The sequence below is a fragment of the Sporosarcina sp. QA0331 genome (genome assembly GCF_055808055.1).
Map to the genome: position 1 here is coordinate 61,959 of NZ_CM147850.1, position 25,743 is coordinate 87,701.

Here is a 25,743-nt window from a genome sequence, read left to right on the forward strand (position 1 = left end):
ACGTAAGCGCAAAAAAACGCCTGCCTATTGAATAGGCGGGCGTTACATGAGTTTTCTAATTTAACTGTTGTATCAATTCCAATAATCTCCCAGACATCCCATGGATAGCTTCCGTTGAGCTATTAATCTCTTCGGTCGCGCTAGCCTGTGATTGAATCTTATCACTCATATGATTAACACTTGTAGCGATGCTTTGTACAGATGAGTTAATTTGATCTAATATCTCTTCTATTTGCCCAACCGCTTCAGATGTATTGGAAGATAATTTTTGGACTTCTGCAGCAACTACGCTAAATCCTTTTCCGTGTTCACCTGCGCGTGCTGCTTCGATAGACGCATTGAGTCCAAGTAAATTTGTCTGAGTCGAAATGCTTCTAATTAGTTCCGTTATGGATTTTGTCAATTCAATGCGTTCGATTGCCTCGTCGGAGGATTTTGCTGTTATTTTATGCTCGTATGCGATTTCTGTAGCGTTATTTGATATATCTTTAATATTCTCCGCAATGTCTTGTAGTGAATGTGTAAAGTCGCTCATTTCTCTTTCGATTTTCTCATCATGCTCTTTTCGTGTTATTTCATGATTGATATCACGTAGAACGCCTGATATGAGTGTCGGATTTCCCTTGTCATCACGAAGTATGTTTACCAACATGGTAAACCATCTTTCATCACCATTTTTTATGTTCAATTGGAATTTCATCTCAAATTCTGTCTGATTCGTATCATAAAGTTGGGACATAAAGTTTCTTCTTACGTTTGCCCTGTTTTCTACTGTCACCAGATTCAACCATGAATCTATTTTTGGTACAAACTCATGATCTTCAAACCCGAGTAATCTCTTAAATTGTGGAGAAAACCATCCCTCTTGAGTATCCAAGTTGTTTTTCAAATCCATGCCCCAGGCACCTTCAAGAGTGGTCACACTGAAGCCTAGTGACTTTTCGATCAATTCCAGGCGGGATAATAAATTTTGGATTCTTATTGTGTTCATTTTGTTTTCGTGGATGTTTAGTAACGTACCGACATTGCGATAGGGTACTCCGAATTCATTTCGTAATGTTTCTGCTTTTGCTTGGAACCATTCGATGGATCCATCTTTTTTTATACTTCGATATTCTATGTCATATGGTTCTCTTGTCTGTCCCGAAAAATGTTCTTGATAAACGTTTGTTACAGTTTCAACTTCATCTGGTGCGATTGTGTTATACCAGCTTTCGAAAACATTCGGAAAATCATTTTCATCCTGATATCCTAATGACTTTCTGAAAATATCATTGTAAACATTATTACCAGCAGGAATACCATCTTCTATTTCCAAATCCCATGTTCCAATGCCGTTTAGTTCTGTAACGATCTGATGTTTCATATAAAGGTTCTCATATTTTGTCTGTAAAGCATCTAATAATTTATTCATGGATTCGACTACTCTTTGTAAATCACGATTATTTGTCTGAAAGGATAGTTGATCAGAAGTAGGGTTTTCTTGTTGGGATTCATTCTTGAGCCGATCAATTTCGTTAATTAATTTATTGAAATCATTGTCAGTTTTTTTCTTGAACATAGTCCATCCCCCATTATATTCCTTTGATACTTATCACTTTACCAATCAATTGATAACATCGCAAGGATAAAGTCTTGAATTGAAGATAATTACTCACGATTTATGTACAATCAAGAGGTGGTAGGTATTGAAAGAACTCGAAAAAGGGGAAGTGAAATGAAAGAGGGAGTACAGTGTATCAATGAAGGAAATAAAAATAATCGAAATACAGCTTTGCAGCTTGGAAGTATTTCAAGACCGGACTTAACGATCACAACGCTTTTAGCAATGACACAAGACTCATTTAAGAGAGAGCTACTAGTACGGAATGAAAACAGATGGTTGACTAGTATCAATAAAGCCTTGATAGATAGCGACCAATTTGGAATCGTAATTACGGATTCTAAAGGAAAGGTTGTTGAATATAATCATATTGCAAAAAATCTTCTCGATCAAAAAGCACAACAGATTTTAGGGAGTCATGCTAGAAACATACCTGAAATCGGGGATTATATAATTGAGGTATTAGAAAAGGGGAAAAGATTTGAAAAAATTCATGTGCTAATTAGGAATAATTTAGATCACACTTGTTTATTGGATGCGTTTCCGTTGAATGATGAAAATGAAAAATTAATTGGTGCATTTGTGCAGTTGCACGATATAACGGAAGCGTATAAAGTACATGAGCGATTTAATCACTTATCAAATCACGATGAGTATACGGGGTTGCCGAATCGCAAATTTTTAAAGAATGTATTAGAAGAGCTTGTGGAAGAGAATAAGATTCCTCAAGGGAAAAATGGGTTGGCAGTCATGCATTTGGGGTTGGACCGTTTTAAAGTCGTCAATGATACGTTAGGTTATATGGATGGCGGCCGGGTATTAAAAAGAATTGTGCAACGTTTGAAAAATAGTTTGGGAATGGGTGAATTTATTGCAAGAGTTGGGGGAGATGAGTTTAGCATCGTTGCGCCGTTTGAGAATAAACATGAAGTTTTACAGATTAATGAGAGGTTTCAATCATTATTTAAAGAGCCGTTTATAATGAGAGGTTATGAATTTCATATTACAGCAAGTGTAGGAATAGCCATGTATCCTGAAGATGCTTCTACTCCTGAGGAACTGCTCTTCAAAGCGGATACGGCAATGTCTTACGCGAAGAAAAATGGAAAGAATCAATTCGTTTTTTATACAAAAAACTTGGATTCTGATTCACATGAAAAAATTTTACTTGAAGCATCTTTTCGAAAAGCGTTGGATTCAGATGAGCTAGTCCTTCATTATCAACCGAAAGTCGATATCAAGACAGGATATATTAGTGGAGTGGAAGCACTTGTCAGATGGCAACATCCTGAAAGTGGCCTCATACATCCCGCTGAATTCATCCCTATGGCGGAAGAGACTGGTCTCATTATCCAAGTGGATGAGTGGGTGTTACGTGAAGCCTGTAAACAAAATAAGAAGTGGCAGGATATGGGTCTCGCTCCTATTCGCGTTGCAGTCAATTTGTCTTCTGCACAATTTGCGAGTCATAAACTTATCGGATTAGTTGAAACAATTTTAAAGGAAACCGGTTTAAAAGCCGAATACTTGGAACTTGAAATAACTGAAACGATGGCAATGGATGTAGAGCACGCGATTCCAACGTTAAACCAATTGAATGCACTAGGTGTAAAGATAAGTCTTGATGATTTTGGAACAGGATACAGTTCGATGAATTACTTGACGAAGTTTGCAATAGACCAATTGAAAATCGATAGATCATTTGTTTGGAACATCGAAAAAGGCGGAAGTGACTCGAATATTGTAGTTTCAATCATTCGCATGGCGCATAGCCTTGGACTAAGAGTAATCGCGGAAGGAGTAGAAGATAAGAAACAGCTCCAATTTTTAAATGAGCATGGATGTGATGAAGTACAAGGTTTTTATTACAGTAAACCAGTGCCGGCAGAAGATATTAAAAGGGGTTTTATGACGGTGAAGTAAGCTAAAGAAGCAACTCGAAATTGTTAATAGACGAATAGAAGGCAATCAAATCTAATCTGATTTGATTGCCCATAATGTATATTAGTCTAAAAAACGAACTTCAATCGGGATGAGAGAGCGTTCCAGCCTTTCACGGAATGGTTCGTATTGAGCAGGGAGCTTCAATTCTTTACCCATTGTTTCTTGTGATTCATCATGTGCAAAACCTGGTGGATCTGTCGCGATTTCAAATAGAATTTCACCTGATTCACGGAAGTAAATCGCATTGAAATAATTGCGGTCTTTAACTTCTGTCACAAGCTGCCCGTTTTCTTGGGCATATTTTTGCCACTCCAAATGATCTTTATCATCATTTGCGCGCCATGCAATATGGTGCACTGTACCAACACCCATTGTCCCGCGAACGCCTGTAGCCATTTTCAAATCAACGATGTTGCCTATGTCGGAGCTTGCTTTAAAGCGTGTATAATCGCCTTCTGTTGCAATTTCTTCCAAACCCATGACGTTTAGCAAAGTTGCTTTTGTTTCTTCTGGGCGACTTGAGTACAATATGGCACCACCAAATCCTTTAATCGCTACATCAGGTGTCACGTCACCGAATGTCCAATTATTCGACAGACCTTCAGTACGTTCCACCAATTCTAGATGTAATCCATGTGGATCGTCGAATTGTACAACTTTTTCACCGAACCGTTCTGCTTCTGTGAAAGAAATGTTGAATTTTCTAAGACGATTCAGCCAAAAGTTCATGGAACCTTCAGGAATAGCATAAGTCGTTACACCAACTTGACCGTCTCCGATACGTCCTTGATACGCATTTGCCCAAGGGAAGAAAGTAATGATCGTTCCAGGGCTGCCGCCTTCGTCACCAAAATATAAATGATACGTACCTGGGTCATCAAAGTTAACCGTTTGTTTTACGAGTCGTAATCCAAGTATGCCTGCATAGAAATCGATATTTTCCTGGGGATGCCCGACAATAGCGGTAATATGGTGAATACCAGTAGTATGTTTTTTCATTTTCTTAACTCCTTTATTTAAGTGTTTTTCACGACACGTTAGCGATAGCTTTATATTTGCTTCCTATTCCTGTTCTTTGAACGGAGCCTTTTTGTTCAATAATTAAAATTTCTCCAAAAGCATGACCTCTTGTTGATTGATAAGTAGACCTCCACCTGTATGCTGCACTTGTTGATAACTGAAAATCTTCTCTATAGTAGAAGCTAAGCTGCTCGCATTTTGAACCGTCATTTCCACAGAACCCAAGTCTAAAATGCGATGTTCTTTAGATACATTTTCGAGTTTTCTTGGTTGATGGTCTTCTTTACCCTGCGTAACCCTAAAATATCATGATAAAAATGATGGTTTTCACCAGCAGTCTTTGTAATCATCGAAACATGTTGGTGATCTGCGATTTGATTCAAATCGCTAACCTCCTTCTTGAATCGGTCAAAATACATTAACCATTGCACTTCATGTTTATAAATATATGAGCAGTAAGGATTTTTGCGTTAATTACATACCGTAACAGTAAAAAAATATCTTGAATTCAAGATAAATATATCACAAGGCTATTTATGTGGTCAATAGATTAATCCTAAAGATAATTTAACCTTCTTTGATAATCTTTATACTTGATATACTTTTTATACCGATATACAATGAAAGTAATCAAGTGGAGGTGAGACTTATTAAAGTATGTCCCTATTTAGAAGCATGCTTCGAAATTTTAGGAAGACGTTGGAACGGGCTGATTATTCATTATTTGTCAAATTGCCCCGAGTTCACTGCACACTTTTCTGATATGAAGCGCGATTTACCGGATATTACCCCACGTTCTCTTTCATTGAAATTGACTGAACTAGGAGAGCACGGAATAGTTATAAAAAAAGTGACGGAAGGAACTCCTGTCATTATTTCGTATCATCTGTCCGAAAAGGGACAGCAATTGGCTCTCGCTTTGCAGCCAATACAGGCGTGGGCGCAACAACATATTTCACTTGAGTTATCCAATCACACAAAAGAAAAGGGGAATTGAAGTGAGCATGAACAATAATATGATCTGTAATTTGGAAACAGGTATTTGTGGACCGGCTGGAGAAGACATGGGCACTATGGAATTCATCGATTTGTCCGCGCCGAAAAAGACGATTGAACTTTATTATGTAACTGATCCGATCTGTTCACATTGCTGGGCATTGGAGCCGGTTCTACGAAAATTTGTTCATCAATACGGGCAGTACTTCAATATGCATACACTGATGGGCGGCTTGCTTGAAAAGTGGGGGGATGGACCAGTCGATCCTGCAAACGGAATAAACGATCCATCTGACGTTGCGGGTCACTGGAGAGAAGTTGGTGAACATTCGCGCATGCCGATTGACGGCACTGTTTGGTATGACAATCCGATCGAATCATCTTTCATCCCATCTCGGGTATACAAAGTGATTCAAGAAAAACATCCGGATCTTGCAAACACATTTTTACGTCGAGCGCGGGAAGAGCTTTTCGCCTTCAATAAAAACATTGCACAAGACGGTGTTTTAATCGATATTGTCAATCAAGTTGGACTAGATGGGGAAGCAATCGTTAAGCAATCCAAGCTTTCGGAAGCGGACGCTGCATTGCATGGAGACTTCCAGTTCGTCGGTCAGTTAGGTGTTCGCGGTTTCCCGACAATCGTCATGATGAATGAAGAACAAAAAGGAGTGCGAATTGTCGGCGCTCGAACTTTGGAGGACTACGCAAACGGTCTGCAACGATTGCTTCCGGGTGAAACAATAAAACCGAAGCAACTCTCCGGATTGGACCAATTGCTTCAAGAGGAAAAATTATTGTTTTCCCGCGAAATTGAAGAGTTTTATTCGATAGATAAAAGTGAAGTAGAGGCATTTGTACAGCAACAATTGCCGCGAGACTCTTATACGGTTACTAGCCTTCTTGGTGAGAAATACATTCAGGCAAAATAAGAACAAAAACGACTTCCTACGGGGAGTCGATTTAGGTGGTGTTCTCTTGTTGCAAAAACTTCAAGCGGGAAATCATGCACAGCCGTTCAAAGGTCCATTTTCAATTACACGTGTCCGGCCAGGTGACATTTTGGGGAATAAAACCGCTGACCCTGCGTTTGGACCGTTAGCGATTATAGATCATGCCATCATGAAAAAAGGACTAACGATTAAAATGCATGAGCACGTCAATGATGAAATCCTAAGTTATATAATCTCTGGAGTCACACACCACAAGGACTCAGCGGGTTTTGAAGCACCGATAGCACGAGGGAAATTAATGCTGATGAATGCGGGAGCGGGATTCTGGCATGAGGAGAAAGTAAAGGAAGATGAAGTGGAAATGCTTCAAATCTTCGTCCGTCCGTATGAAACTGACCTTTCACCGGAAATTCAATTTCATGATAAACCTGTAGATAATCGCGATTGGTATGTAATGGCTGGTCCCAAAGGAAGCGGCGCGCCTTTATATGTTAGGCAAAACGTCTACATATTGGATGCGCATCCGAAAGCGGGCGAAAAGCTAGAAATCCCATTGTATGCGGGTTTTTCACCCTTTCTATACGTAATGGACGGTGAAATTGCTATTGTAGATTTTACTATCGGTAAACAAGAAGCTATAACGGACTTAGTCAACCCGCTCCCACCGCTGGTTGCGAATGAGGATTCTACAATCGTATTATTCTTTGTCGATTTGAATGCCCAGATGTCTATGGAAGGGACTATTAGTGGGTTGCTGAAGTATTACTAATTCTATTTGGCGAATTACAGCTTTATCGTTCGGTATGTTTAAATATAATAAACAGTTTGACAACTGTTTTTCCTTTTGCTACAATCAATTCCATAAAAGCATACAAATTCGTTGATGAGAAAAAGTAGCGTTTCTCCTTGGTCTACAGAGAGCTGACATTTTGGTGCAAGTCAGTGTTCAAGAGTTACGTGAATATCCTCTCTGAGAAGTTAGACTGAAATCTTTTCATAAGTCTAATCGGAAGTCCACCGTTAACAGGAACGCGTATGATTGTACGTTGCTAAGTGCTATTGATCGGATCAATAGAATTAGGGTGGTATCGCGGTTAACCCCGTCCCTTTCTTGGGACGGGGTTTTTGTGTGCTGTTTATAAAAAAAGTTTAGGAGCGATATCAATGAACAGTCATCAAATGAAAGAAACAGTTGTTCAGCGTGAAGAACGTATTCGAAACTATTGGTCCAAGGAAAGCACTTTTAGTCAATCTGTTAAATTTCGCGAGGGCAAGCCGCCATTTGTGTTTTATGAAGGACCGCCAACCGCTAATGGTTTGCCCCATGTAGGTCATGCCTTTGGACGAACGATAAAGGATGTAGTGGCAAGATACAAAACAATGCAAGGATTCCAGGTAGAAAGGAAGGCGGGTTGGGATACGCATGGTCTTCCTGTTGAATTAGGAGTTGAAAAGCAGCTTGGAATTTCAGGGAAACAGGAGATTGAACGATATGGCGTGGAGCCTTTTATCAACAAATGCAAAGAAAGTGTATTCACTTACGAGAAGAAGTGGCGTTCTTTCACGGAAGAATTAGGCTATTGGGTCGACATGGATGACCCTTATATGACGTTGAGCAACGATTATATTGAAAGCGTCTGGAAAATTTTAAGTAAAGTTCATAAAGACGGACGATTGTACAAAGGGCATCGAGTATCCCCATACTGCCCGAGCTGTCAAACTTCATTGAGCTCGCACGAAGTCGCGCAAGGTTATAAAGATGTTAAAGATTTATCGGCGACTGTAAAGTTTAAGCGTCTTGATGCGGAGGAATATTTCCTAGGCTGGACGACGACACCGTGGACATTGCCTGCGAATGTAGCGCTTGCTATGAACCCCAAGCTAACGTACGTACGTGCCCTAAAGGAAGGGGTAATTTATATTGTTGCCAAATCGCTAGTTGAAAAGGTGCTTGGTGATAGTGCGCATTTGTTAAGTGAACATCCAGGCGTGGAATTTGAAGGAGTGCATTACACACCTCCATTCAATTATGTAAATGTCTCGAAGGGCCATCAAGTTGTATTAGCTGATTATGTAACTGAGGATAGTGGTACAGGTATTGTTCACGTTGCTCCTGCTTACGGGGAAGAAGACTATAAAACAGTTCAACAAAATGGATTGTCGTTCATTAATGTCGTTGATCAGGAAGGGCGTTATACAAAAGACGTTGTAGAGCTTGCGGGGAAATTTGTAAAGGACTGCGATGTCGATATCATTAAGATGCTTTCGGAACAAGGGAAACTTTATCATAAGGAAAAATACGAGCATAGCTACCCGCATTGCTGGAGATGTGATTCTCCGTTGCTTTACTATGCAACAGATAGTTGGTTTATTAATATGTCATCTCTAAAAGAGAAAATGCTTGAGAATAATGCAACAGTAAATTGGTATCCCGAGCATATTAAAGATGGCCGGTTCGGTAATTTCCTTGAAAATCTTGTGGATTGGAATATAAGTAGAAACCGCTATTGGGGTACGCCTTTAAACGTTTGGATATGCTCCGACTGTGGGCATGAAGAAGCGCCGAACAGTATCAAGGCTCTACAAAAAATAGCCAAATCATCGGTTTCAAACGATATCGAATTGCATAAGCCGTATATTGACGAAGTGCAGTGCACCTGTCCGAAATGTAAAGGCGTCATGCTAAGAACGCCTGAAGTTATTGACGTTTGGTTCGATAGTGGTTCAATGCCATTTGCGCAATACCATTATCCATTTGGAGATAAAGAAAAATTCGAATCGCAATTCCCGGCGGACGTAGTAATTGAAGGAATTGATCAGACGAGGGGATTTTTCTATAGCCTGCTCGCTGTTTCCACTTTATTTACTGGGGATGCCCCTTATAAGAACGTCTTGTCACTCGGTCATGTGCTGGATGAACATGGACAAAAAATGTCTAAAAGTAAAGGGAATGCCTTAGACCCGATGGAGCTTCTTGAAGAATACGGGGCAGATGCATTGCGATGGGCTTTCTTAGTCGATAGTTCACCATGGAATCCGAAACGCTTCTCGAAAAAGATTGTGCAGGAGGCAAAATCGAAGTTAATTGATACGTTCGATAATACGTATAAGTTTTTTGAGTTGTATTCGAAAATAGATGGATATGTGTACAATAAAGAGAAGACTGGAAAGAGGACGATATTGGATGAGTGGATCCTCTCACGGCTGCAGAGTACGGCAAAGCTCGTTTCAGCCAATATGGATCGCTATCAATTCACCCAAGCGACGCGTGAAATTGCGGTCTTAGTCGAGGAGTTGAGTAATTGGTATGTCCGAAGGTCAAGAAATCGGTTTTGGGCTGCAGGTCTATCAGAGGATAAGCTAGCAGCATATTCAACATTATTTGAAGCTTTAAGCACAATTAGCCGATTGTTGGCACCATTTGTCCCTTTTGTTGCAGAAGATATTCATGTGAAGCTACATCAAAATAGTGTTCATTTACAAGACTATCCTTCAGGTGATGACTCAATGATCAACACGGAATTAGAGGATGATATGAATACTATCCTGAGGATAGTGGAACTGGGCCGAAGCATCCGTAATACAAATAATATAAAGGTTAGGCAGCCATTACAGAAAATGATTGTTTATCGCCCAGAAAGGGAGCATCTTTCACTAGCCTACACGAATATTATTAAAGATGAATTGAATGTGAAAGAGGTTGTCTATACAGAGGATCTGTCGCAATATGAATCAGCCCAATTTAAGTTGAATTTCAAAACTGCAGGCGCGGTATTCGGAAATTTGGTAAATGCCATTAAATCATACGTGGAACATATTCCTGAAGAGGAGAAGATTTCGTTCATCAATAACGGTCGACTGCAGATCAATGTAAATGGGCAGGAAATAACGTTGCAAAAAGAACATATCAATATCGAGTATGCAATATTAGCCGGCTTCGATATGGCGGGTGATCAGCATGTAAAAGTTTTAGTGGATACAAAGCTTACAGAGCAATTGGTGGAGGAAGGCCGCGTCAGGGAATTAATCAGATCGGTGCAGGATACCCGCAAGAAAATCAATTTGCCTGTTGAGCAATATATATCAATCGACCTTTCGGCAACAGAAGCTACCAATGAAGTCATTTTGCGTTTCATGGATTTAATTAAAGAAAGCATTCTTGTTCATAATGTAAATTTGAAAAAAATCGCTGATTCCGACCGGTACTTTGAAATGAAATTTGGAAAAGAGATTGTGAAGGTAGCACTTAAACAGTAAATTGACCAAAAATAGCCCGCCAGAGTCTCGGCTCTTAGTGGGCTATTTAGTATTCTCAATTATTGTTCCAACTCCAGCAATTGCTTTTTCATGTCCAAACCGCCGCGAAACCCGGTCAAGTTGCCATTCTTCCCAATGACGCGATGGCATGGAACTGTGATCAACAGAGGATTGGCTCCGATTGCGGCGCCGACTGCGCGCACCGACTTCGGATTTTGAATCCTTTTGGCAATATCAGAATATGAAACAGTTTGTCCATACGGTATTTCCTGCAAAGCCATCCAGACAGATTGTTGAAACGGAGTACCGTGAAGATCTAATGGCATTGTGAACGCTTTTCGTTTTCCTTCCATATAGTCAATCAATTCCTCTGCATAAGGTTCCAAGATAGAACTGTCTTCCACCAAACTATACGCTGGAAGTCGTTTCCTCGTCCACGCGGCAAGTTCTTCGAATGGAGCGTTATGCGGACCGGCGTAGCAAAGCCCCTCAGTTGTCGCTGCCAAATATAGTTTCCATTGGCCATGATTCAATAACGCCCAGTAAACAATATTCTCCTTGTTTTGTTCCATATTAAACCTCCTCCCATCCTATTCCTTACGATAATTATACCTTCATTCTTAATAGAAGGAACAGAGATTTGGGTAGAGGGATAACAATATTGATGATTACACAGATTCGAAATTGACGAATTGTATACGAGTGTATACAATATATAAATGTAATCGATTGTATACATTTGTATACAAAGGAGGTTCTCGTAGTGAAAAATGAAATTGAAAAGGATTATATGAAAGAGAGACATCATCGCGGCCGGCGCAATAAAGGGAAGGAAGGCATGAAGCATCAGGGTGCTAAAACCTTTCGGCGGGGAAGGGCTATCTCCTTTTTGGAAAGAATGATCTGCAAGCGTTCAACGATCCAGCAGCAATTGGAAAAACCGGAATTCCAATCGATTCATCAAGTGTTAATTGGAGAGTTGAAAGCGATTGATATGGTCATCGCTGAATTTACTCAGTTGTTCGAAATACAAGAAAGCGATTTAACAGAAATTTCTAGCGAAAAGAATGAAGAAGCGGCGGAAGATCAAGACGTGAAAGGGGAAGAGTTAAATGAGACAAATTAACCGATATATCGATTCAGTTTTTTGCCAGGAAGATTCCTTATTGGAAGAAGTCATTTCCTCTATTGAAGAAAATGGCATGCCCTCGATATCAGTATCTCCCTCAGCGGGGAAACTATTAACGATGCTCGTGTCATCGTCAGGCGCTAAGCATGTTCTGGAAATAGGAGCACTTGGGGGCTATAGCGGCATTTTTCTTGCGAGAGGTTTCGGAAGTGACGGGACATTGACGTCCCTTGAATTGGAAGAGAAATATGCAGAACTGGCATATAGCAATTTAGCGAAAGCCGGCTTTGGCGATCAAGTTACGTATATGACCGGGCCGGCATTGGAAAGCCTCGAAAAGCTCGTGGAGGAGAATAAACGATTTGACTTTTTCTTCATCGATGCCGACAAAGGGAATTATGAAAACTACTTACATTATTGCATTCGACTTTCCTCGCCAGGAGCGCTCATCGTTGCGGACAACGTACTCGCTAGGGGAAGCGTAGCAGATCCTGAAGTCGTACCGAAACGGTATACAGAACAGATGAAGAAATTTAATGAAACCGTAGCGAATCATCCTCGGTTGGAATCCATCCTGATTCCAATCGGTGATGGAATGACAGTTTCAAGGGTGAAGAAATAAAACTGATTACAACGTAGTGATTCTCTACTTATTATCCTCATAAAAAATAATCCTGTTTGAAAAAGGGTCGGTTACCTTCAACTCGAGTGTATTCCAAGGCGTTTTCTCTATACCAGGGTTGGCATAGCGGTACTCTTTTGCCGATAGAGAAGCATAATAGCTTCTTAAATCATCTAAATTTATTCGCACTGAACTTCCAGGAGAAGCGTCGCCATGATGTTCAGATAAATGCAAAACAATTCCATCCATAGAAATTTGAAAGTACAGTGGCATGTTCTCAGCAAACTGATGTTGCCAGTCCAATTGAAATCCTAAGTAATCCAAATAGAATGCATAAGCTTTATCGATATCGAAAATCCGAAAAATAGGTGTAATCATTCAACATTGCACTCCTTCCGACGGACAGTTTTTAATTTTTAAACTACCTATAAGTATACTAGAGACGAAGAGAAAACCCATCCAAAAAAATAATTGGATGGGATTTTTTATTTAAACTAACTTTATCTTTTTTGAATGGATCAAATACTGTACGTCTGCCACATGATCGATAAATGTTTGATCATGCGAGACAAATATAACCGTCCCTTCATACGCAAGTATAAATTGCTCCAACGCATGAAGCGCATGAATATCCAAAAAGTTCGTCGGTTCGTCCAACAATAAAATATTGTATTCACCTAAAAACAGTTGGCATAAATGTAGACGGATTGCTTCACCTCCACTTAGAGACTGCACTTGTTTCTGAATATCCGTTCCTGTAAATTGCATCGCATGCAATACGCTTCGCAAGAAACCTTCATCGTAATCAGATCGGTTGCTCAAAAATTGGAGAACTGTTTCGTTGCTGACAAATTGATAACTCAACTGTTGGAAGTAACCGATTTTAGCCTTTGGTGAAATGCTGAGATTTTCTCCATCCTTTGCAATGTAGTTGAGCAATGAACTTTTCCCAACACCATTTCCGCCGGTGATCGCAATCTTCTTTCCAAGCGGCAGTTGGAAACTCACATCGTCTAATAACAATTTCCCCCCAACCTGAAGGGTTAGCCGATCGGCCATAATCGGGAATTTGTTATGCAATTCCAATGCTTTTGATTGCCGGAAAACGATAGGCCTATCATCTATCACCGGTTCGACTTTTTCCATGTTTTCGATGCGCTGCTCAATCGCTTTGGCTGCACGGTACACGGCTTTTTGACTTGTACCTTTCGATTTCGTTTCAAACATGCGATTTGCTTTCGCTTTAGCTTCCTTTTTCGACATATTGGTTGCTTGTGTAATTTTTTCGGCCTTTTTCATTTTTTCTTGCGCAGCTTGTTCCAGGCGGCTTTTTTCCTTCAGGAACTGTTCGTGAGCTTGGCGTTGCTGTTCACGTTCTAACTGCTTTTGCGCTTTATAGTCACTGTAATTTCCCTGATAGACGTGTACTTCACCTTGGTGCACTTCCCAAATCGTCGTCACGAGCTCGTCTAAGACGGCCCGATCATGGCTGATGAGAACGAGGGCTCCATAATAATAGCGCAGTTCATCCAGTAAAAATGAAATACCGTCACGGTCCAAATGGGTAGTCGGTTCGTCGATCAACAAGGCTTCATGATAATGGGTAAACAAATGTGCGAGCTTTAGTCTCGTTTGCTCTCCTCCGCTAAGTCGATCGGAGTTGGCCGGAACAGCTAGTCTGCCAAGCATCCCATGATCCGCCTCTATCGAGGAGGTGGGCTCGAGCTGTTGAAAATACCCGCATTCCATATGACGCAACACTTGTCCTCTTGTCGGTTGAATTTCCCCGGCAAGCAACTTAAGAAGCGTACTTTTTCCAGCCCCGTTTTGTCCGACAATCCCGATGCGATCAAACTGATGCACAGCAAGATGTTCAATTGTAAGGATTTCTTTATCTAAATAAGTCATTTCAATATTCTTTAATTCAAAACAAATTTGTTCCATTTTCGCTACCTCCGAAATTTTTGATTTCGTATCGATAGCTGGAATCGATACGAGCTTACTGAAATAAGCTCATATCAATAAAATAATAAAGTCATCATCTTTTTCCCTCCAATAAAAAAGTACACAGATCGCCCTGTGTACTCGTAAATTGGTATGGATATCCCGTAGAGCGATTTTCTTTCTACAACATACCTACACCGTACACATAGCAAATAAACCGTCTAAAAACGGTATTCACATCATGCATATGGATCAGTATAGTTGTAAAAATGCCATGTATCTTTCGCTCCTCTCAATTAATCTCATCTTATCGGGTTCTTTTTGAATTGTCAAATTTGATTAAAATACTATGTATCGGGTAAGGAATAACATAGATTGGAGGTCATTCGAATGAAAAAAATCGGTACATTATCCTTCGCCAGTGCGTTGTCGCTCATGTTGATTGGCTGTGGTACAGATGGCCAGAAAGAAGAGCCTACCGTAAAAGACGAAACGCCCGCGGTAAGTGAGAGTGAAACGAATGCACAAGGTGAAGCAAGTTCACCAGGGGCTACAAACGCTGAGCAAAACAACGACGCATCCAATCAAGACGATATGTTGCAGAGGATGGATGAGCTTGACTATGCAGAATTTGAATTGGAAGTTGAATATGCAGGCGATACCGAATACGAAGTAGAAATCGAGACGAAAAGTGTAGGTACCGTTAAAGCTAAAATTGAAGATTCATTAAACCATGTCGAGAAAAATGGCACAGAGGCGTTCGATGAATTGCATCCTCTCGTTCAGAAGTTGAATATTACTCAGCAGACGAGCAAGGAAGAAGCCATTGCGGAAGTATTGAAAACCTTTAACCTACCAAACGACTATACGAAATTTGATTTGGAAATTACATTTAATGATGGAACGAAAATAGAATTCGAAGATAAAACAAATAAATAAAGCGATACTATCAAAACAAACGTGAGCTTCATATTCACGTTTGTTTTGATTTACATTTACGTTTTTTAATGTATCGGTTACTGTCAGAACCGCCCGCAAATGAAAATCAAATCTCACTTGTCTTTGTTTGATGGCAACCCGACGGAGAAAAGGGCAAGGGATTACTAGCTTTTTAGGTAAAGATGGTATAATCTTCAAAAGGTGAAACAACCCATCGGTCTCGGTGCCTGCCACCTTGCAGAAAATTAGAGGAGATTTCTTATGAAAAGAAAAAATGTAGTATTGGCGATATTGTTAATGAACTTATTTATCGCCTTTTTAGGTATAGGGCTTGTCATTCCGGTTCTTCCAACGATTATGAATGAACTGGAGATCACCGGCTCCGTCGTTGGATATATGGTTGCCGCATTTGCGATTACCCAACTTATTTTCTCGCCGATTGCTGGTCAATGGGTAGATAAATACGGGCGTAAAATTATGATTGTCGTCGGTTTGTTCATATTCGGATTTTCTGAGTTTTTATTCGGCATCGGTAAAACGGTAGAAGTCCTTTTTGTTTCCCGTATGCTTGGCGGTATAAGTGCAGCCTTTATCATGCCCGCCGTGACAGCTTTCATTGCGGACATAACGACAGCCTCAAGCAGGTCAAAGGCGCTTGGCTACATGTCGGCTGCGATTAGTACTGGATTCATCATTGGTCCGGGGCTTGGAGGGTTTTTAGCGGAAATCGGTACACGAGTGCCTTTTTATTCAGCAGGTGTGCTTGGAGCTCTCGCTGCGATCCTTTCCATCATCCTTCTGAAGGAACCGGATCGAGTAGCTGAAGAAACACCGATTCCCGGACAAAAAACGGGCTTGCGGCGTATTTTTATCCCCATGTATTTTATTGCGTTCATTTTAATATTCGTATTATCATTTGGGCTTGCAGCATTCGAATCGCTATTCAGCCTTTTCGTCGATCATAAGTTCAGCTTCACGCCAAAGGACATTGCGATCGTCATTACAGGGAGTGCGTTAGTCGGGGCGATTGCACAAGTGGCACTGTTTGACCGTTTAACAAAAATGATGGGAGAAATCAATCTAATCCGTTGGTCGTTAGGGATTTCTACAGTTCTTGTTGTGCTGATGACTGTTGTCAGCTCCTATTTATCCATTTTATTGACGACATTCGTTCTGTTCGTCGGATTTGACTTGATGCGTCCGGCAATTACCTCATACTTGTCGAAAATCGCAGGCAATGAGCAAGGATTTGTCGGTGGAATGAACTCGACGTTTACAAGTATCGGCAATATTTTTGGCCCTATTATAGGGGGAGTGCTTTTCGACATTGATTTGAACTACCCGTATTATTTTGCAGCTATCGTCCTATTGTTAGGCACCGTATTAGCGCTGTTTTGGAAGAAGCCTAAGCATGTGACATTATGATGGATTTCTAAACTGAACTGAACGACTACAAAATACAGGTGTCCGGAGTAACACCTGTATTTTATTTTTATATTCGTGTGCCCCCATTTATTCATAGAAAATGCGACTTAACATTCGTATAGCCAACATTGTTGGAGATGTTGCTGCTTTGTCATCCTTCCATCTGAATCTCCACTTTTGTACCTACGCCGATTTCGCTCTTTAATGTAATATTTCCGCCATGTGCCTCGATTATGTCTCTGGAGATGGCCAGTCCGAGGCCAGTGCCATGGATATCTTCCGTATTTGTCCCTCTGTAATAGCGTTCAAAAATCTGGTCCATGTCATGTTTGGGAATGCCTTTTCCGTCGTCCTCGATTGTGATTCCGCTATTTGAGACGCTGACGGTGATTTGGATATCCTTGTCGTTGTGGATGATCGCGTTATTGATAAAATTTAAAATTGCCCGCTTCATTAGGTGGCGGTCGATATACCATCTCAGATCTGTGGTGTAGCTGCTGAAAGAAATTGCGCTATTGCTGTATTTTGGGTCGTTCAACACGTCTATGACCATTTCGCGGACAAAGCTTTCGAGGCGTGTATATTCGCGATGGAGGGGCATTTCTTGATTACGCAAACGCATTGTTAAATTGAAATCATCTAATAGTTCCTTCATATAAATGGATTTTCGTTCAATGACTTCCGCATAGGTTACCCGTTCCGATTCTGTAACGTCCTGATCGCGCAGCAATTCCGCAAAGCCTTGAATGGATGCGAGAGGCGTCTTCAAATCGTGCGAAACATTGCTTATCCACTCTTCGCGCATCTTTTCCAACTTCATGCGCTCCTCTTCATGGGCTTGCAATGTTTCGGAGACGGAGTTCAAATTTGAAAAGACTGGTTTGAAAATACCTTGGCGTTTCATTTTCTGGACGGAGAAATTACGCTCTTTCAGCTGTGAGATCCGGTCGATCATGTATGTAACCGGCTTTGTGATAATAATGCTAAACAGCAATCCGATGAGCATGGCGATTAGCAGATCGGCAATTGTAATGCCGAAGAATGCTTTTGACATATAAGATAGGAAGGACTTCATGTTGAACATGAAGATAATCCGCTCTTCCGCAGAATCTTTGACGCCTAATAGATAGCTGTACTCCTCAAATTGGCCGATATAATATGTTGTAAATTGGTCGTCCATATATTTGTAAATATGTACGAGCTCAATTGGACTATAGTGTGCGGGTGCATCTGCAGGTGGTAAGGCGGCCGCGACAACCTGTCCATTTTGATCTAACACTTGGAGCCAGCCGCCAAATTCCTGAAGTGCTTGAACCCCTTCGTCTGAAATGACGGGCCGCCCGTTTTCAATCGATAGATAGCGGGAAAATTGGCGTGTGAAATTTTCGCCTGTATCGGCAGATATGTTGTCATTGCCATTCATCTGTTGGTAATAAAGGATGCCGATCAGGACAAATAAATTGACGAAAACGACGATAAAAACAATGCTTAAGACTGAAAACAAGTATCGGATTGTCAACTTCCATTTCATCGAATCACCTATTTCGCAATGAATTTATAACCTAGTCCTTTTACAGTTGTAAGATAGATCGGCTTTGACGGATGTTCTTCGATTTTCTCACGGAGACGGCGGATATGTACCATCAACGTATTATCCGCACCGAAAAAATCTTCCCCCCAAACACGTTCAAAGAGTGTCTCTTTGCTTAAAATCTGGTTCGGATGATGCATAAAACAAGCCATCAATCCTATTTCTTTAGCTGTCAGTTCCAAAGTTTCACCATGTTTGGTCACTTCGGTTTCCGCTTCATTCATTGAAAACGGTCCGACAGTGATTTTTTTAGATTGCGAAGGCATTTCTGTTTCATAATAGCCCGCCCGTCTCAATTGGGCTTTTACTCGAAATGCGACTTCTTTTGGACTGAACGGTTTCGTAATATAATCATCGCCCCCAATGGCGAGACCTAATATCTTGTCTGTCTCGTCGGACTTTGCCGACAAGAATAAAATTGGAATATGGGAGACTTCCCGAATCCTTTTGCATAAATCAAAGCCTTCCCCGTCAGGAAGCATGATGTCTAAAATTGCGATATCGGGTGAAAACGACTCGAATTGCTCCCAACCTTCTTGAACGGAGTCCGCCGTTTCAATCTCCGAAAAACCTTCCTTCATAAGTGCGGTTTTCATTAAATGACGCAAATCGCTTTCGTCGTCTACGACTAAGATTCGTGGCTTCGCCAAATCGCGCACATCCTTTCAAACTTCTTTGCTCAAGTATAATGCAATTTACCGTACCCCGCCTATATTTAAGGATAATGTAAGGGAGGATTAAATTTAGCTTAAGGTTCGCCGAGTATAGTAAGGATATACGAAAGAGAGGCGAAAAAAATGGAATCATTATTACTTGTGAAAAATGTTGAAAAAACATACGGAAAAGGCGCGACCACATTCAATGCGCTTGAAAATATATCATTTGAAATCGACCATGGAGAATTCGTTGGTGTCATGGGTCCTTCGGGGGCCGGGAAATCGACATTGCTTAATGTATTAGCAACAATCGATACACCGACGAGCGGGGATATTGTAATCGGAACGGACAATATCGCAAAAATGGATGAAGAGAAGCTTGCAGATTTTAGGCGCGACCACTTAGGATTCATCTTCCAGGATTATAATTTATTGGATTCGTTGACGGTCCGAGAAAATATACTGTTGCCGCTTGCGATTGCAAAGAAGAAACCAGCAGTCATTAAAGAGCGTGTAGAAGAAATTGCAGCGACTTTTGGCATTACCAATTTGCTTGATAAATACCCTTATCAAATTTCGGGAGGGCAGAAACAGCGCACAGCGGCGAGCCGTGCATTGATTTCCAAGCCGAAAATCATTTTTGCGGATGAACCGACCGGCGCATTGGATTCAAAGTCGGCAACGGATTTGCTTGAAAACATGAGCTCGCTGAACGAAAAGCATGAAGCGACGATTATGATGGTAACACATGATGCATATGCCGCCAGTTTTTGTCGCCGCATTTTATTCATAAAAGATGGCCGGCTGTCGAAAGAGATATTACGTGGAAGGAAGACACGTAAGGAGTTTTTCCAAATGATTTTGGATGAGCTATCGCAAGTAGGCGGTGAATCGAATGACGTTATTTGATTTAGCGGTAAAAAATATACGCCGCAATATGAAAAGCTATTCGCTATACATCGGATCTACTGTTTTTTCGATCCTCATTTACTTTACATTTGCGACTTTGAAATATAGCGACGGTATTAGCGGGGCGGCTGAAATGTCAAAGCAGATCCAAGGGGTGATGGGCGCCGCTGCATTTGTGCTCATGATCTTTGTAGCAATTTTCATATTGTATTCCAATTCTTTTTTCATGAAGAAGAGGAAAAAGGAAGTCGCACTTTACTCGTTGCTTGGCGTGAGGAAGCGATCAATCGGATTTCTTCTGTTTTTTGAAAACATGGTAATCGGATTACTATCGCTCATCATTGGGGTCGTATTAGGATTTTTGCTCTCCCGCGTTTTGTTAAGCATATTATTGAAGCTTATGGGACTTGATGTTGTTGCAGGATTTACATTTTCAACAGGCGCGCTTATCAACACAATCATTGTGTTTTTTATCATCTTTTTAGTTACTTCATTGATGGGGTATCGGGTTATTTACCGTTTCAAGTTAATTGACCTATTCCATGCCGAGAAAAAAGGCGAAGAAGTACCGAAAGCACGTATCGTGACAGCAGTTTTGGGTGTGTTGGCATTGGCTGCTGCATACGCAATTGCCTTACAGGACTTAACTCAATCGCAAGTATGGCGGATATTAGGGATCGCGACACCAATCGTTATCATCGCATTGACCGTAATCGGCTCGTATCTACTGTTCCATAGCGTTCTTGTCTATGCATTGTCAGCGTTGAAAAGAAATCCGCGCTGGGCTTGGAAAGGTCTTCATATGATGACTGCTTCCCAATTGCTATACCGGATTAGAGGAAACGCCAAAACATTGACAATCATTACTGTGCTGAGCGCAACGACAATTACTTCAGGCGGAGCGGTATTCGGGGTTTATTATAATGCCGAAAAAAATGTGGGAATGTATACGCCTTACACTTTTATGTGGGAGGGGGATAAGCAGACGATTGATCCTGCAATTATTGAATCGGAGGTTTCGTTCAATAGCAAAATGGTCCGCGTTCCAATTGATACTTATGAAGTGGAATACACTGTCATTGATGAGACAACTTATCAAACGTTGGCAAAGAACATAGAGTGGCCGGAAGTTCAAAAGCTGAACAAGGGTGAAATCTTCGCAATTGACGCCTATTATGATGAACGGTGGACCGACGAAATTGAAGCGATCACGATCAATGATACGGATTTCAAAGTTGCTAAGCTTTATGATCAGGCATTGTTCAATGTAGGAACGTTCGGCGCAAATGTAATTGTAGTACCGGATCAATTATATGATGAAATGGATTATGATGAGAAATTGCTGCAAGCTGTTACTGTCATGGATTACAAAAAACAGAGTGAAGTATCCGATAAATTGGCGGCGTCGACAGATAGTTTTTCGAGCGCGACAGATGATTACAGTGCCTCCATTGAGTCTTTAGGAGCCTTATTATTTGTCGGGAGTTTCTTAGGGCTTGTTTTTCTTGTTGCGACAGGAAGCATCATATTCTTTAAAATGATGACGGAGGCGGAAGAGGATAAAGCGAAGTACGCCATTCTCCATAAAATCGGCGTGTCAAACAAAGATATGAAGCGAACGATCCGCGGGCAAGTCGGTGTCATTTTCATTGCACCTCTACTTTTAGGACTTCTTCATGGAGGCGTTGCGTTGACTGCTGTCTCAAACTTGCTCATGATGGATTTCTTAGTTCCGGTCGTCATTTGGATGGTCGCTTACACGTTAATCTATGCGATTTATTATATTGCTACAGTTCATAACTTCAATAAATTAATTAGAAGAAGCTATTTGGAGGGATAATAGATGAAGAAAGGTTTAATTGGAATAGTCGTAGTAGCTGTTTTGTTAATCGGAGCGATCGTTGCCTTGGCGACGGTAGACTTCAATCGAATGGGAAAAGATAATGCTTACTATCAAATCCCTGCTGAAAGCTCAGTCGAAGAAACAAAGCTGGACTCGGGTGAAATTATAAAAAGGTATTTATATACCGGCACCGCCTATAAAGAGAATGGTGATTCAATCGAAGTGGAATTTTCAGCAGCGAAAGAGTTGAGAGAAGGGGCATATTTGAAGTTGTATTTGAAAAAGGGAAATGTAGTTACTTCCTATGATGAAGTGCAGCCATCAGACATTCCGGATAAGGTGAAGTTTTAAAATATATAGAGGCTATCCAAAGGCGGATGGCCTCTTTTCCCAATCATCAATCATGGTAGAGACTTATTCTTTTCATCAATTTCAAAGAAGTCTACTCAATTTGAGCCGAATCATTCATTATATATTGCATTATGTTATCCATGCCAAAACGGTTGACGAATTTATAAAACGGTTCACGTTTTTTGCCATTCTCCGCGTATAAATCGATCACTTGATCAACAGCTTCATACAATTCATCAGGCTGCACCTGCTCAAGTAAAAGTGTTCCTGTCTTTGCATAAGCACCTTTCGCATTTCCTCCAATATACAAGTCATAGCCTTTCCGCGATTTCATGACGCCGATGTCGTTGACGAGCGGCTCGCCGCATCCTATCGGGCACCCTGTATAGGCCGGCCGAAGAGTGAATGGGACAGGTCTTCCGGCAATTCGCTTATTCAGCTCGATAGCGACAGGCATTCCTTCTTCCTCCGCACCTTTGCAAAAATTACAATGGCGTATGCTCTTTACATAATTCCCGACCGGATAGCAGGATAGGCCGACCTCACTGAACTTCTTTTGAATGAATTCGACATCGCTTTCCAACACTTCAATATATAATTGTTGGAATGTCGTTAACTCCAACTCTTGATCACCTAAATAGTCAGCAAGGATCATTAACTGCTTAGCATTTAATTTAGCGCCGAACGAAATTCCGCCGTTAACAGCCAATTTCACCTTTTTCTCTGTTTGCATGTGATTTTGACGCACCTTTCATTTAGAAATCTTACAGAGTCATATTACAATACCTAAGTAGGGTATGTAAAGAAGTGGTTTTTAATTTTAGATTGAAATAGCGTCATATAAATACTACGAGTTAAAATATATAACTATTGGGTATTTAAAAATAGGGGGGTACTATATTTTGATTTGACAAAAAGGAATAGAGGTTATAATATATGAACATATGCTCATATAAACAGTAATGAAAATATGGAGGGATAAAAATGAGTGCAGAGGGCAGCGTAGATCAGGTATTGGATGAAAATAAGGAACTTTTGGATGAAGAAACATTATTTGTTGTATCTCAAACTTTTAAGGCGTTAAGTGACCCAACGAGAATTCGAATTTTAAACTTATTATGCAAAGAGGAGCATTCAGTTAATGATATTGCTGAAACGTTAAATCTAAGTCAATCATCTGTCTCTCATCAATTGCGCTTTTTGAAAAATTTACGATTAGTTAAGTTCAGAAGAGAAGGGACAACGATATATTACTCGGAAGATGATCATCACGTTATGAATTTATTGAGACAGGCGATTGAACACGCAACGCATAATTAATTACGCAGAGGGGGTATCTAAATGGGGCATGATCACGGACACGACCATACGCACGGCGCGAATAAAAAAGTATTATTGATTTCCTTTCTGATCATTACTACGTACATGATTGTGGAAGCGATCGGTGGATTTTTGACGAACAGTCTTGCCTTATTGGCGGATGCGGGCCATATGTTAAGCGATTCAATTTCGTTAGCGATTGCGTTAATTGCATTTAAGCTAGGTGAAAAAGCAGCGAGCAAAAGCAAGACATTCGGTTATAAGCGATTTGAGATTTTAGCCGCCGTAATAAATGGCGTCACATTAATTGTTATCGCTTTGTTCATTTTTTACGAAGCGATTCACCGTTTCGCAAACCCGCCTGAAGTTGCGACGACTGGCATGCTGATCGTCAGCAGCATCGGGTTGGCAGTCAATATTATAGTCGCGTGGATTATGATGCGCGGCAGCGATGTCGAAGAAAATTTGAATATGAAAGGTGCTTACCTCCATGTCATAAGTGATATGTTGGGCTCAGTCGGGGCAATCGCTGCGGCGTTGCTTATAATGATTTTTGGCTGGGGATGGGCAGATCCGTTAGCGAGTGTCATTGTTGCCATCTTAGTTTTACGAAGCGGTTACTTTGTATCGAAGTCTGGATTGCACGTCCTAATGGAAGGTGTGCCTCAAAACGTTGATTTGGATGAAATACTTCAAACAATCCGCAATGAAGAAGGCATCCAGAGCGTTCATGATCTACACATTTGGTCCATTACGAGCGGCCTGAACGCACTTTCCTGCCATGCGGTCGTTGACGATCAAATGACAATTGCGGAAAGTGAGCAATTGCTGCGCAGTGTAGAACATGCCTTATTGCATCAAAATATCCATCATGCAACAATTCAATTGGAAACTTCTGCACATCAGCATGACGAGTCAATTTTGTGCCAAGTGAAACCTGAAGCGTCGGGAGGGCATCATCACCATCATTAAAGCTAATAGTGATCGGCAGCAGTAATGCTACGGTCACTATTTTTTTGAAAATGAAACAAATTTCTTTACATACAATACGGGGGTATATTATGATGTGGTCATCCTAGTTTTCCACTTTGAAAATGATCTTTCAAACCTGAAGTGATTTACGAAGAGGAATAACGGGTATATATTTTTGTATTGTATATACCCCTGGGGGCGTATAGGGGGTTGGAAATTATTCATATAATATCGATGTAAAATGAATTCTTTTCAACGTGCATCCTCATAATAAGGAGGTGGCGACATATGAAGAATGCTCAATTTGAGCTTTATACAAGACCGACGTGCTCGGATTGCCAAGACGCAAAAGCATTTCTCGCAACACATAACATTCCGTATATCGGTTACGACTTATCGATAGAACCGGAAAAAGAGAAAGAGCTCATTAAAGTTAGTGGCTCTCGGGTCGTGCCAGCCTTTGTATTTAAGAAAAAATCATTTTTAGGTTTTGGGGGCAAGCCGAAAGTGTTGATCGGTTTTGAGCGAAATGAAGACGAGATTAAAAGGCTGTTGGCAATGTAGAATGTTAGCTCCTAATGATTGGGACAATATCATTGCTCTTCTTTCTTATAAGTGATACCATAGGGGTACGGGGTATTTATAAAACTCTGAGGGGTGATTGATATGTCAGAATCGATGAAGAAGACTGTACAGCCGAATAAGCAACAGATGTTAAATCGACTAAAACGAATTGAAGGACAAGTGAGAGGCGTTCATCAAATGATTGAAAACGACCGTTATTGCGTAGATATTCTACATCAAATTAGCGCGATTCAGTCTGCAATGAACAAGGTTTCATTAGCTTTATTGGAAGACCATACACACCACTGTGTCGTCAATGCCATTAAAGGACAAGATGGCGAGGCGGCTATCCAAGAGCTTATGAGCGTCATGAAAACAATGACGAAGTAATGAGATTTTTGACTTGACATACTGGTATAGGGTATATTATATTGTGATTAACAACAAAACAGGAGGTTTTTCATCATGAAAGAAGTATTAAGAGTTGAAGGCATGTCTTGTGGTCACTGCGTCAATTCAATCGAGTCGAGCGTCGGTGAGCTAAACGGTGTTTCTGCTGTTAAAGTAGACTTAGCTACTAAAGAAGTTACTGTTGAGTTTGAAAACGGAGTAACTTTGGAGCAAATTAAAGAAACGATTGAAGATCAAGGATACGATATCGCTTGATTGAAAGCATTCCGCTTACACCGTGTGGGGGTATATAGC

At 40.8% G+C, this 25,743-nt stretch carries 26 protein-coding genes and 1 other annotated feature; of the genes, 17 read left to right on the forward strand and 9 right to left on the reverse strand.

Going from position 1 to position 25,743, the window contains the following annotated elements; translation table 11 throughout:
• Window positions 1–55 precede the first annotated feature (55 nt).
• Window positions 56–1,561, reverse strand: coding sequence for a methyl-accepting chemotaxis protein (locus tag AC0L13_RS00320; protein ID WP_473642808.1), 1,506 nt, complete (start codon window positions 1,559–1,561; stop codon window positions 56–58).
• 156 nt (window positions 1,562–1,717) lie between these two features.
• On the opposite strand from AC0L13_RS00320, the gene AC0L13_RS00325 reads away from it, so the two are divergent.
• On the forward strand, window positions 1,718–3,526 hold the full coding sequence (locus tag AC0L13_RS00325) for a putative bifunctional diguanylate cyclase/phosphodiesterase (RefSeq protein ID WP_473642810.1): 1,809 nt from the start codon (window positions 1,718–1,720) through the stop codon (window positions 3,524–3,526).
• Window positions 3,527–3,607: 81 nt separating this feature from the next.
• On the opposite strand, the gene AC0L13_RS00330 is transcribed toward AC0L13_RS00325, so the two are convergent.
• The gene (locus AC0L13_RS00330; protein ID WP_473642811.1) at window positions 3,608–4,546 is read right to left on the reverse strand and encodes a ring-cleaving dioxygenase; all 939 of its coding nucleotides are present in this window, start codon (window positions 4,544–4,546) and stop codon (window positions 3,608–3,610) included.
• 248 nt (window positions 4,547–4,794) lie between these two features.
• Entirely contained in the window at window positions 4,795–4,950 is a 156-nt protein-coding gene (locus tag AC0L13_RS00335) for a hypothetical protein (protein WP_473647203.1), read from the reverse strand.
• Window positions 4,951–5,216: 266 nt separating this feature from the next.
• Between AC0L13_RS00335 and AC0L13_RS00340 the strand changes: the two genes are divergently transcribed.
• From AC0L13_RS00340 to ileS, 4 genes are all read left to right on the forward strand, one after another.
• Window positions 5,217–5,564: a winged helix-turn-helix transcriptional regulator gene (locus AC0L13_RS00340; RefSeq protein WP_473646783.1), complete on the forward strand. Its 348-nt coding sequence runs from the start codon at window positions 5,217–5,219 to the stop codon at window positions 5,562–5,564.
• 7 nt (window positions 5,565–5,571) lie between these two features.
• Window positions 5,572–6,495 carry a DsbA family protein gene (locus AC0L13_RS00345; protein ID WP_473646785.1) on the forward strand — a complete coding sequence of 308 codons (924 nt, stop codon included), beginning with the start codon at window positions 5,572–5,574 and terminating at the stop codon, window positions 6,493–6,495.
• A gap of 46 nt (window positions 6,496–6,541) precedes the next feature.
• On the forward strand, window positions 6,542–7,285 hold the full coding sequence (locus AC0L13_RS00350) for a pirin family protein (RefSeq protein ID WP_473642813.1): 744 nt from the start codon (window positions 6,542–6,544) through the stop codon (window positions 7,283–7,285).
• 102 nt (window positions 7,286–7,387) lie between these two features.
• Window positions 7,388–7,627 (forward strand) — a binding site (T-box leader).
• A gap of 68 nt (window positions 7,628–7,695) precedes the next feature.
• Window positions 7,696–10,773 carry an isoleucine--tRNA ligase gene (gene ileS / locus AC0L13_RS00355; RefSeq protein WP_473646787.1) on the forward strand — a complete coding sequence of 1,026 codons (3,078 nt, stop codon included), beginning with the start codon at window positions 7,696–7,698 and terminating at the stop codon, window positions 10,771–10,773.
• Window positions 10,774–10,832: 59 nt separating this feature from the next.
• On the opposite strand, the gene AC0L13_RS00360 is transcribed toward ileS, so the two are convergent.
• Entirely contained in the window at window positions 10,833–11,345 is a 513-nt protein-coding gene (locus tag AC0L13_RS00360; RefSeq protein WP_473642815.1) for a methylated-DNA--[protein]-cysteine S-methyltransferase, read from the reverse strand.
• A gap of 203 nt (window positions 11,346–11,548) precedes the next feature.
• On the opposite strand from AC0L13_RS00360, the gene AC0L13_RS00365 reads away from it, so the two are divergent.
• On the forward strand, window positions 11,549–11,899 hold the full coding sequence (locus tag AC0L13_RS00365; RefSeq protein WP_473646789.1) for a hypothetical protein: 351 nt from the start codon (window positions 11,549–11,551) through the stop codon (window positions 11,897–11,899).
• A complete protein-coding gene (locus tag AC0L13_RS00370) occupies window positions 11,886–12,524 on the forward strand; it encodes an O-methyltransferase (protein ID WP_473642817.1) in 639 nt (212 codons plus the stop codon). Before AC0L13_RS00365 ends, AC0L13_RS00370 begins: the two co-directional genes overlap by 14 nt.
• A gap of 24 nt (window positions 12,525–12,548) precedes the next feature.
• Here AC0L13_RS00370 and AC0L13_RS00375 read toward each other — a convergent pair whose 3' ends face one another.
• Together AC0L13_RS00375 and AC0L13_RS00380 are read right to left on the reverse strand one after the other, a co-directional pair.
• Window positions 12,549–12,902: a glyoxalase superfamily protein gene (locus AC0L13_RS00375; protein WP_473642819.1), complete on the reverse strand. Its 354-nt coding sequence runs from the start codon at window positions 12,900–12,902 to the stop codon at window positions 12,549–12,551.
• A gap of 111 nt (window positions 12,903–13,013) precedes the next feature.
• Window positions 13,014–14,468, reverse strand: coding sequence for an Msr family ABC-F type ribosomal protection protein (locus tag AC0L13_RS00380; protein ID WP_473642821.1), 1,455 nt, complete (start codon window positions 14,466–14,468; stop codon window positions 13,014–13,016).
• Window positions 14,469–14,858: 390 nt separating this feature from the next.
• On the opposite strand from AC0L13_RS00380, the gene AC0L13_RS00385 reads away from it, so the two are divergent.
• Together AC0L13_RS00385 and norA are read left to right on the forward strand one after the other, a co-directional pair.
• Window positions 14,859–15,407, forward strand: a complete 549-nt coding sequence (locus AC0L13_RS00385) for a YusW family protein (RefSeq protein WP_473642823.1) — start codon at window positions 14,859–14,861, stop codon at window positions 15,405–15,407.
• A 261-nt stretch (window positions 15,408–15,668) separates the two neighbouring features.
• Window positions 15,669–16,832: a multidrug efflux MFS transporter NorA gene (gene norA / locus AC0L13_RS00390; protein WP_473642826.1), complete on the forward strand. Its 1,164-nt coding sequence runs from the start codon at window positions 15,669–15,671 to the stop codon at window positions 16,830–16,832.
• A 151-nt stretch (window positions 16,833–16,983) separates the two neighbouring features.
• Here norA and AC0L13_RS00395 read toward each other — a convergent pair whose 3' ends face one another.
• Both AC0L13_RS00395 and AC0L13_RS00400 read right to left on the reverse strand, forming a co-directional pair.
• A complete protein-coding gene (locus AC0L13_RS00395; protein WP_473642829.1) occupies window positions 16,984–18,363 on the reverse strand; it encodes a sensor histidine kinase in 1,380 nt (459 codons plus the stop codon).
• A gap of 8 nt (window positions 18,364–18,371) precedes the next feature.
• Window positions 18,372–19,073: a response regulator transcription factor gene (locus tag AC0L13_RS00400; protein WP_473642831.1), complete on the reverse strand. Its 702-nt coding sequence runs from the start codon at window positions 19,071–19,073 to the stop codon at window positions 18,372–18,374.
• Between the two features lie 147 nt (window positions 19,074–19,220).
• Here AC0L13_RS00400 and AC0L13_RS00405 point away from each other — a divergent pair, with 147 nt between their 5' ends.
• From AC0L13_RS00405 to AC0L13_RS00415, 3 genes are read left to right on the forward strand one after another with little or no spacing between them, the layout of a single operon-like run.
• Entirely contained in the window at window positions 19,221–19,988 is a 768-nt protein-coding gene (locus AC0L13_RS00405; RefSeq protein ID WP_473642834.1) for an ABC transporter ATP-binding protein, read from the forward strand.
• Complete coding sequence (locus tag AC0L13_RS00410) at window positions 19,975–21,828, forward strand: ABC transporter permease (RefSeq protein WP_473642836.1); 1,854 nt, start codon at window positions 19,975–19,977, stop codon at window positions 21,826–21,828. The genes AC0L13_RS00405 and AC0L13_RS00410 overlap by 14 nt, the downstream gene beginning before the upstream one ends.
• A 3-nt stretch (window positions 21,829–21,831) precedes the next feature.
• Window positions 21,832–22,182, forward strand: a complete 351-nt coding sequence (locus tag AC0L13_RS00415; RefSeq protein ID WP_473642838.1) for a YxeA family protein — start codon at window positions 21,832–21,834, stop codon at window positions 22,180–22,182.
• A 91-nt stretch (window positions 22,183–22,273) separates the two neighbouring features.
• Here the strand turns inward: AC0L13_RS00415 and AC0L13_RS00420 are convergent, their stop codons facing one another.
• Window positions 22,274–22,915, reverse strand: coding sequence for a nitrite reductase (locus tag AC0L13_RS00420; RefSeq protein WP_473642840.1), 642 nt, complete (start codon window positions 22,913–22,915; stop codon window positions 22,274–22,276).
• Between the two features lie 251 nt (window positions 22,916–23,166).
• Here AC0L13_RS00420 and AC0L13_RS00425 point away from each other — a divergent pair, with 251 nt between their 5' ends.
• The 5 genes from AC0L13_RS00425 (at window position 23,167) to copZ (ending at window position 25,704) form a co-directional block, all read left to right on the forward strand.
• The gene (locus AC0L13_RS00425) at window positions 23,167–23,502 is read left to right on the forward strand and encodes an ArsR/SmtB family transcription factor (protein WP_473642842.1); all 336 of its coding nucleotides are present in this window, start codon (window positions 23,167–23,169) and stop codon (window positions 23,500–23,502) included.
• Between the two features lie 21 nt (window positions 23,503–23,523).
• Window positions 23,524–24,474: a cation diffusion facilitator family transporter gene (locus AC0L13_RS00430; protein WP_473642844.1), complete on the forward strand. Its 951-nt coding sequence runs from the start codon at window positions 23,524–23,526 to the stop codon at window positions 24,472–24,474.
• A gap of 288 nt (window positions 24,475–24,762) precedes the next feature.
• Window positions 24,763–25,038 carry a glutaredoxin family protein gene (locus tag AC0L13_RS00435; protein ID WP_473642846.1) on the forward strand — a complete coding sequence of 92 codons (276 nt, stop codon included), beginning with the start codon at window positions 24,763–24,765 and terminating at the stop codon, window positions 25,036–25,038.
• A gap of 102 nt (window positions 25,039–25,140) precedes the next feature.
• Window positions 25,141–25,428 carry a metal-sensitive transcriptional regulator gene (locus AC0L13_RS00440; RefSeq protein ID WP_473642847.1) on the forward strand — a complete coding sequence of 96 codons (288 nt, stop codon included), beginning with the start codon at window positions 25,141–25,143 and terminating at the stop codon, window positions 25,426–25,428.
• Between the two features lie 75 nt (window positions 25,429–25,503).
• Complete coding sequence (copZ, locus tag AC0L13_RS00445; protein ID WP_473642849.1) at window positions 25,504–25,704, forward strand: copper chaperone CopZ; 201 nt, start codon at window positions 25,504–25,506, stop codon at window positions 25,702–25,704.
• The last annotated feature ends 39 nt before the right edge of the window (window positions 25,705–25,743 follow it).

Excerpts from the sequence above, each read along its gene's own strand:
- AC0L13_RS00425 (WP_473642842.1), top strand. The coding sequence starts at position 23,167 with ATGAGTGCAGAGGGCAGCGTAGATCAGGTATTGGATGAAAATAAGGAA.
- copZ (WP_473642849.1), top strand. The coding sequence starts at position 25,504 with ATGAAAGAAGTATTAAGAGTTGAAGGCATGTCTTGTGGTCACTGCGTC.
- AC0L13_RS00375 (WP_473642819.1), bottom strand. The coding sequence starts at position 12,902 with ATGATTACACCTATTTTTCGGATTTTCGATATCGATAAAGCTTATGCA.
- AC0L13_RS00430 (WP_473642844.1), top strand. The coding sequence starts at position 23,524 with ATGGGGCATGATCACGGACACGACCATACGCACGGCGCGAATAAAAAA.
- AC0L13_RS00330 (WP_473642811.1), bottom strand. The coding sequence starts at position 4,546 with ATGAAAAAACATACTACTGGTATTCACCATATTACCGCTATTGTCGGG.
- AC0L13_RS00370 (WP_473642817.1), top strand. The coding sequence starts at position 11,886 with ATGAGACAAATTAACCGATATATCGATTCAGTTTTTTGCCAGGAAGAT.
- AC0L13_RS00320 (WP_473642808.1), bottom strand. The coding sequence starts at position 1,561 with ATGTTCAAGAAAAAAACTGACAATGATTTCAATAAATTAATTAACGAA.
- AC0L13_RS00395 (WP_473642829.1), bottom strand. The coding sequence starts at position 18,363 with ATGAAATGGAAGTTGACAATCCGATACTTGTTTTCAGTCTTAAGCATT.
- AC0L13_RS00380 (WP_473642821.1), bottom strand. The coding sequence starts at position 14,468 with ATGGAACAAATTTGTTTTGAATTAAAGAATATTGAAATGACTTATTTA.
- AC0L13_RS00420 (WP_473642840.1), bottom strand. The coding sequence starts at position 22,915 with ATGCAAACAGAGAAAAAGGTGAAATTGGCTGTTAACGGCGGAATTTCG.
- AC0L13_RS00385 (WP_473642823.1), top strand. The coding sequence starts at position 14,859 with ATGAAAAAAATCGGTACATTATCCTTCGCCAGTGCGTTGTCGCTCATG.
- AC0L13_RS00360 (WP_473642815.1), bottom strand. The coding sequence starts at position 11,345 with ATGGAACAAAACAAGGAGAATATTGTTTACTGGGCGTTATTGAATCAT.
- norA (WP_473642826.1), top strand. The coding sequence starts at position 15,669 with ATGAAAAGAAAAAATGTAGTATTGGCGATATTGTTAATGAACTTATTT.
- AC0L13_RS00440 (WP_473642847.1), top strand. The coding sequence starts at position 25,141 with ATGTCAGAATCGATGAAGAAGACTGTACAGCCGAATAAGCAACAGATG.
- AC0L13_RS00405 (WP_473642834.1), top strand. The coding sequence starts at position 19,221 with ATGGAATCATTATTACTTGTGAAAAATGTTGAAAAAACATACGGAAAA.
- AC0L13_RS00410 (WP_473642836.1), top strand. The coding sequence starts at position 19,975 with ATGACGTTATTTGATTTAGCGGTAAAAAATATACGCCGCAATATGAAA.
- AC0L13_RS00415 (WP_473642838.1), top strand. The coding sequence starts at position 21,832 with ATGAAGAAAGGTTTAATTGGAATAGTCGTAGTAGCTGTTTTGTTAATC.
- AC0L13_RS00345 (WP_473646785.1), top strand. The coding sequence starts at position 5,572 with ATGAACAATAATATGATCTGTAATTTGGAAACAGGTATTTGTGGACCG.
- ileS (WP_473646787.1), top strand. The coding sequence starts at position 7,696 with ATGAAAGAAACAGTTGTTCAGCGTGAAGAACGTATTCGAAACTATTGG.
- AC0L13_RS00435 (WP_473642846.1), top strand. The coding sequence starts at position 24,763 with ATGAAGAATGCTCAATTTGAGCTTTATACAAGACCGACGTGCTCGGAT.
- AC0L13_RS00325 (WP_473642810.1), top strand. The coding sequence starts at position 1,718 with ATGAAAGAGGGAGTACAGTGTATCAATGAAGGAAATAAAAATAATCGA.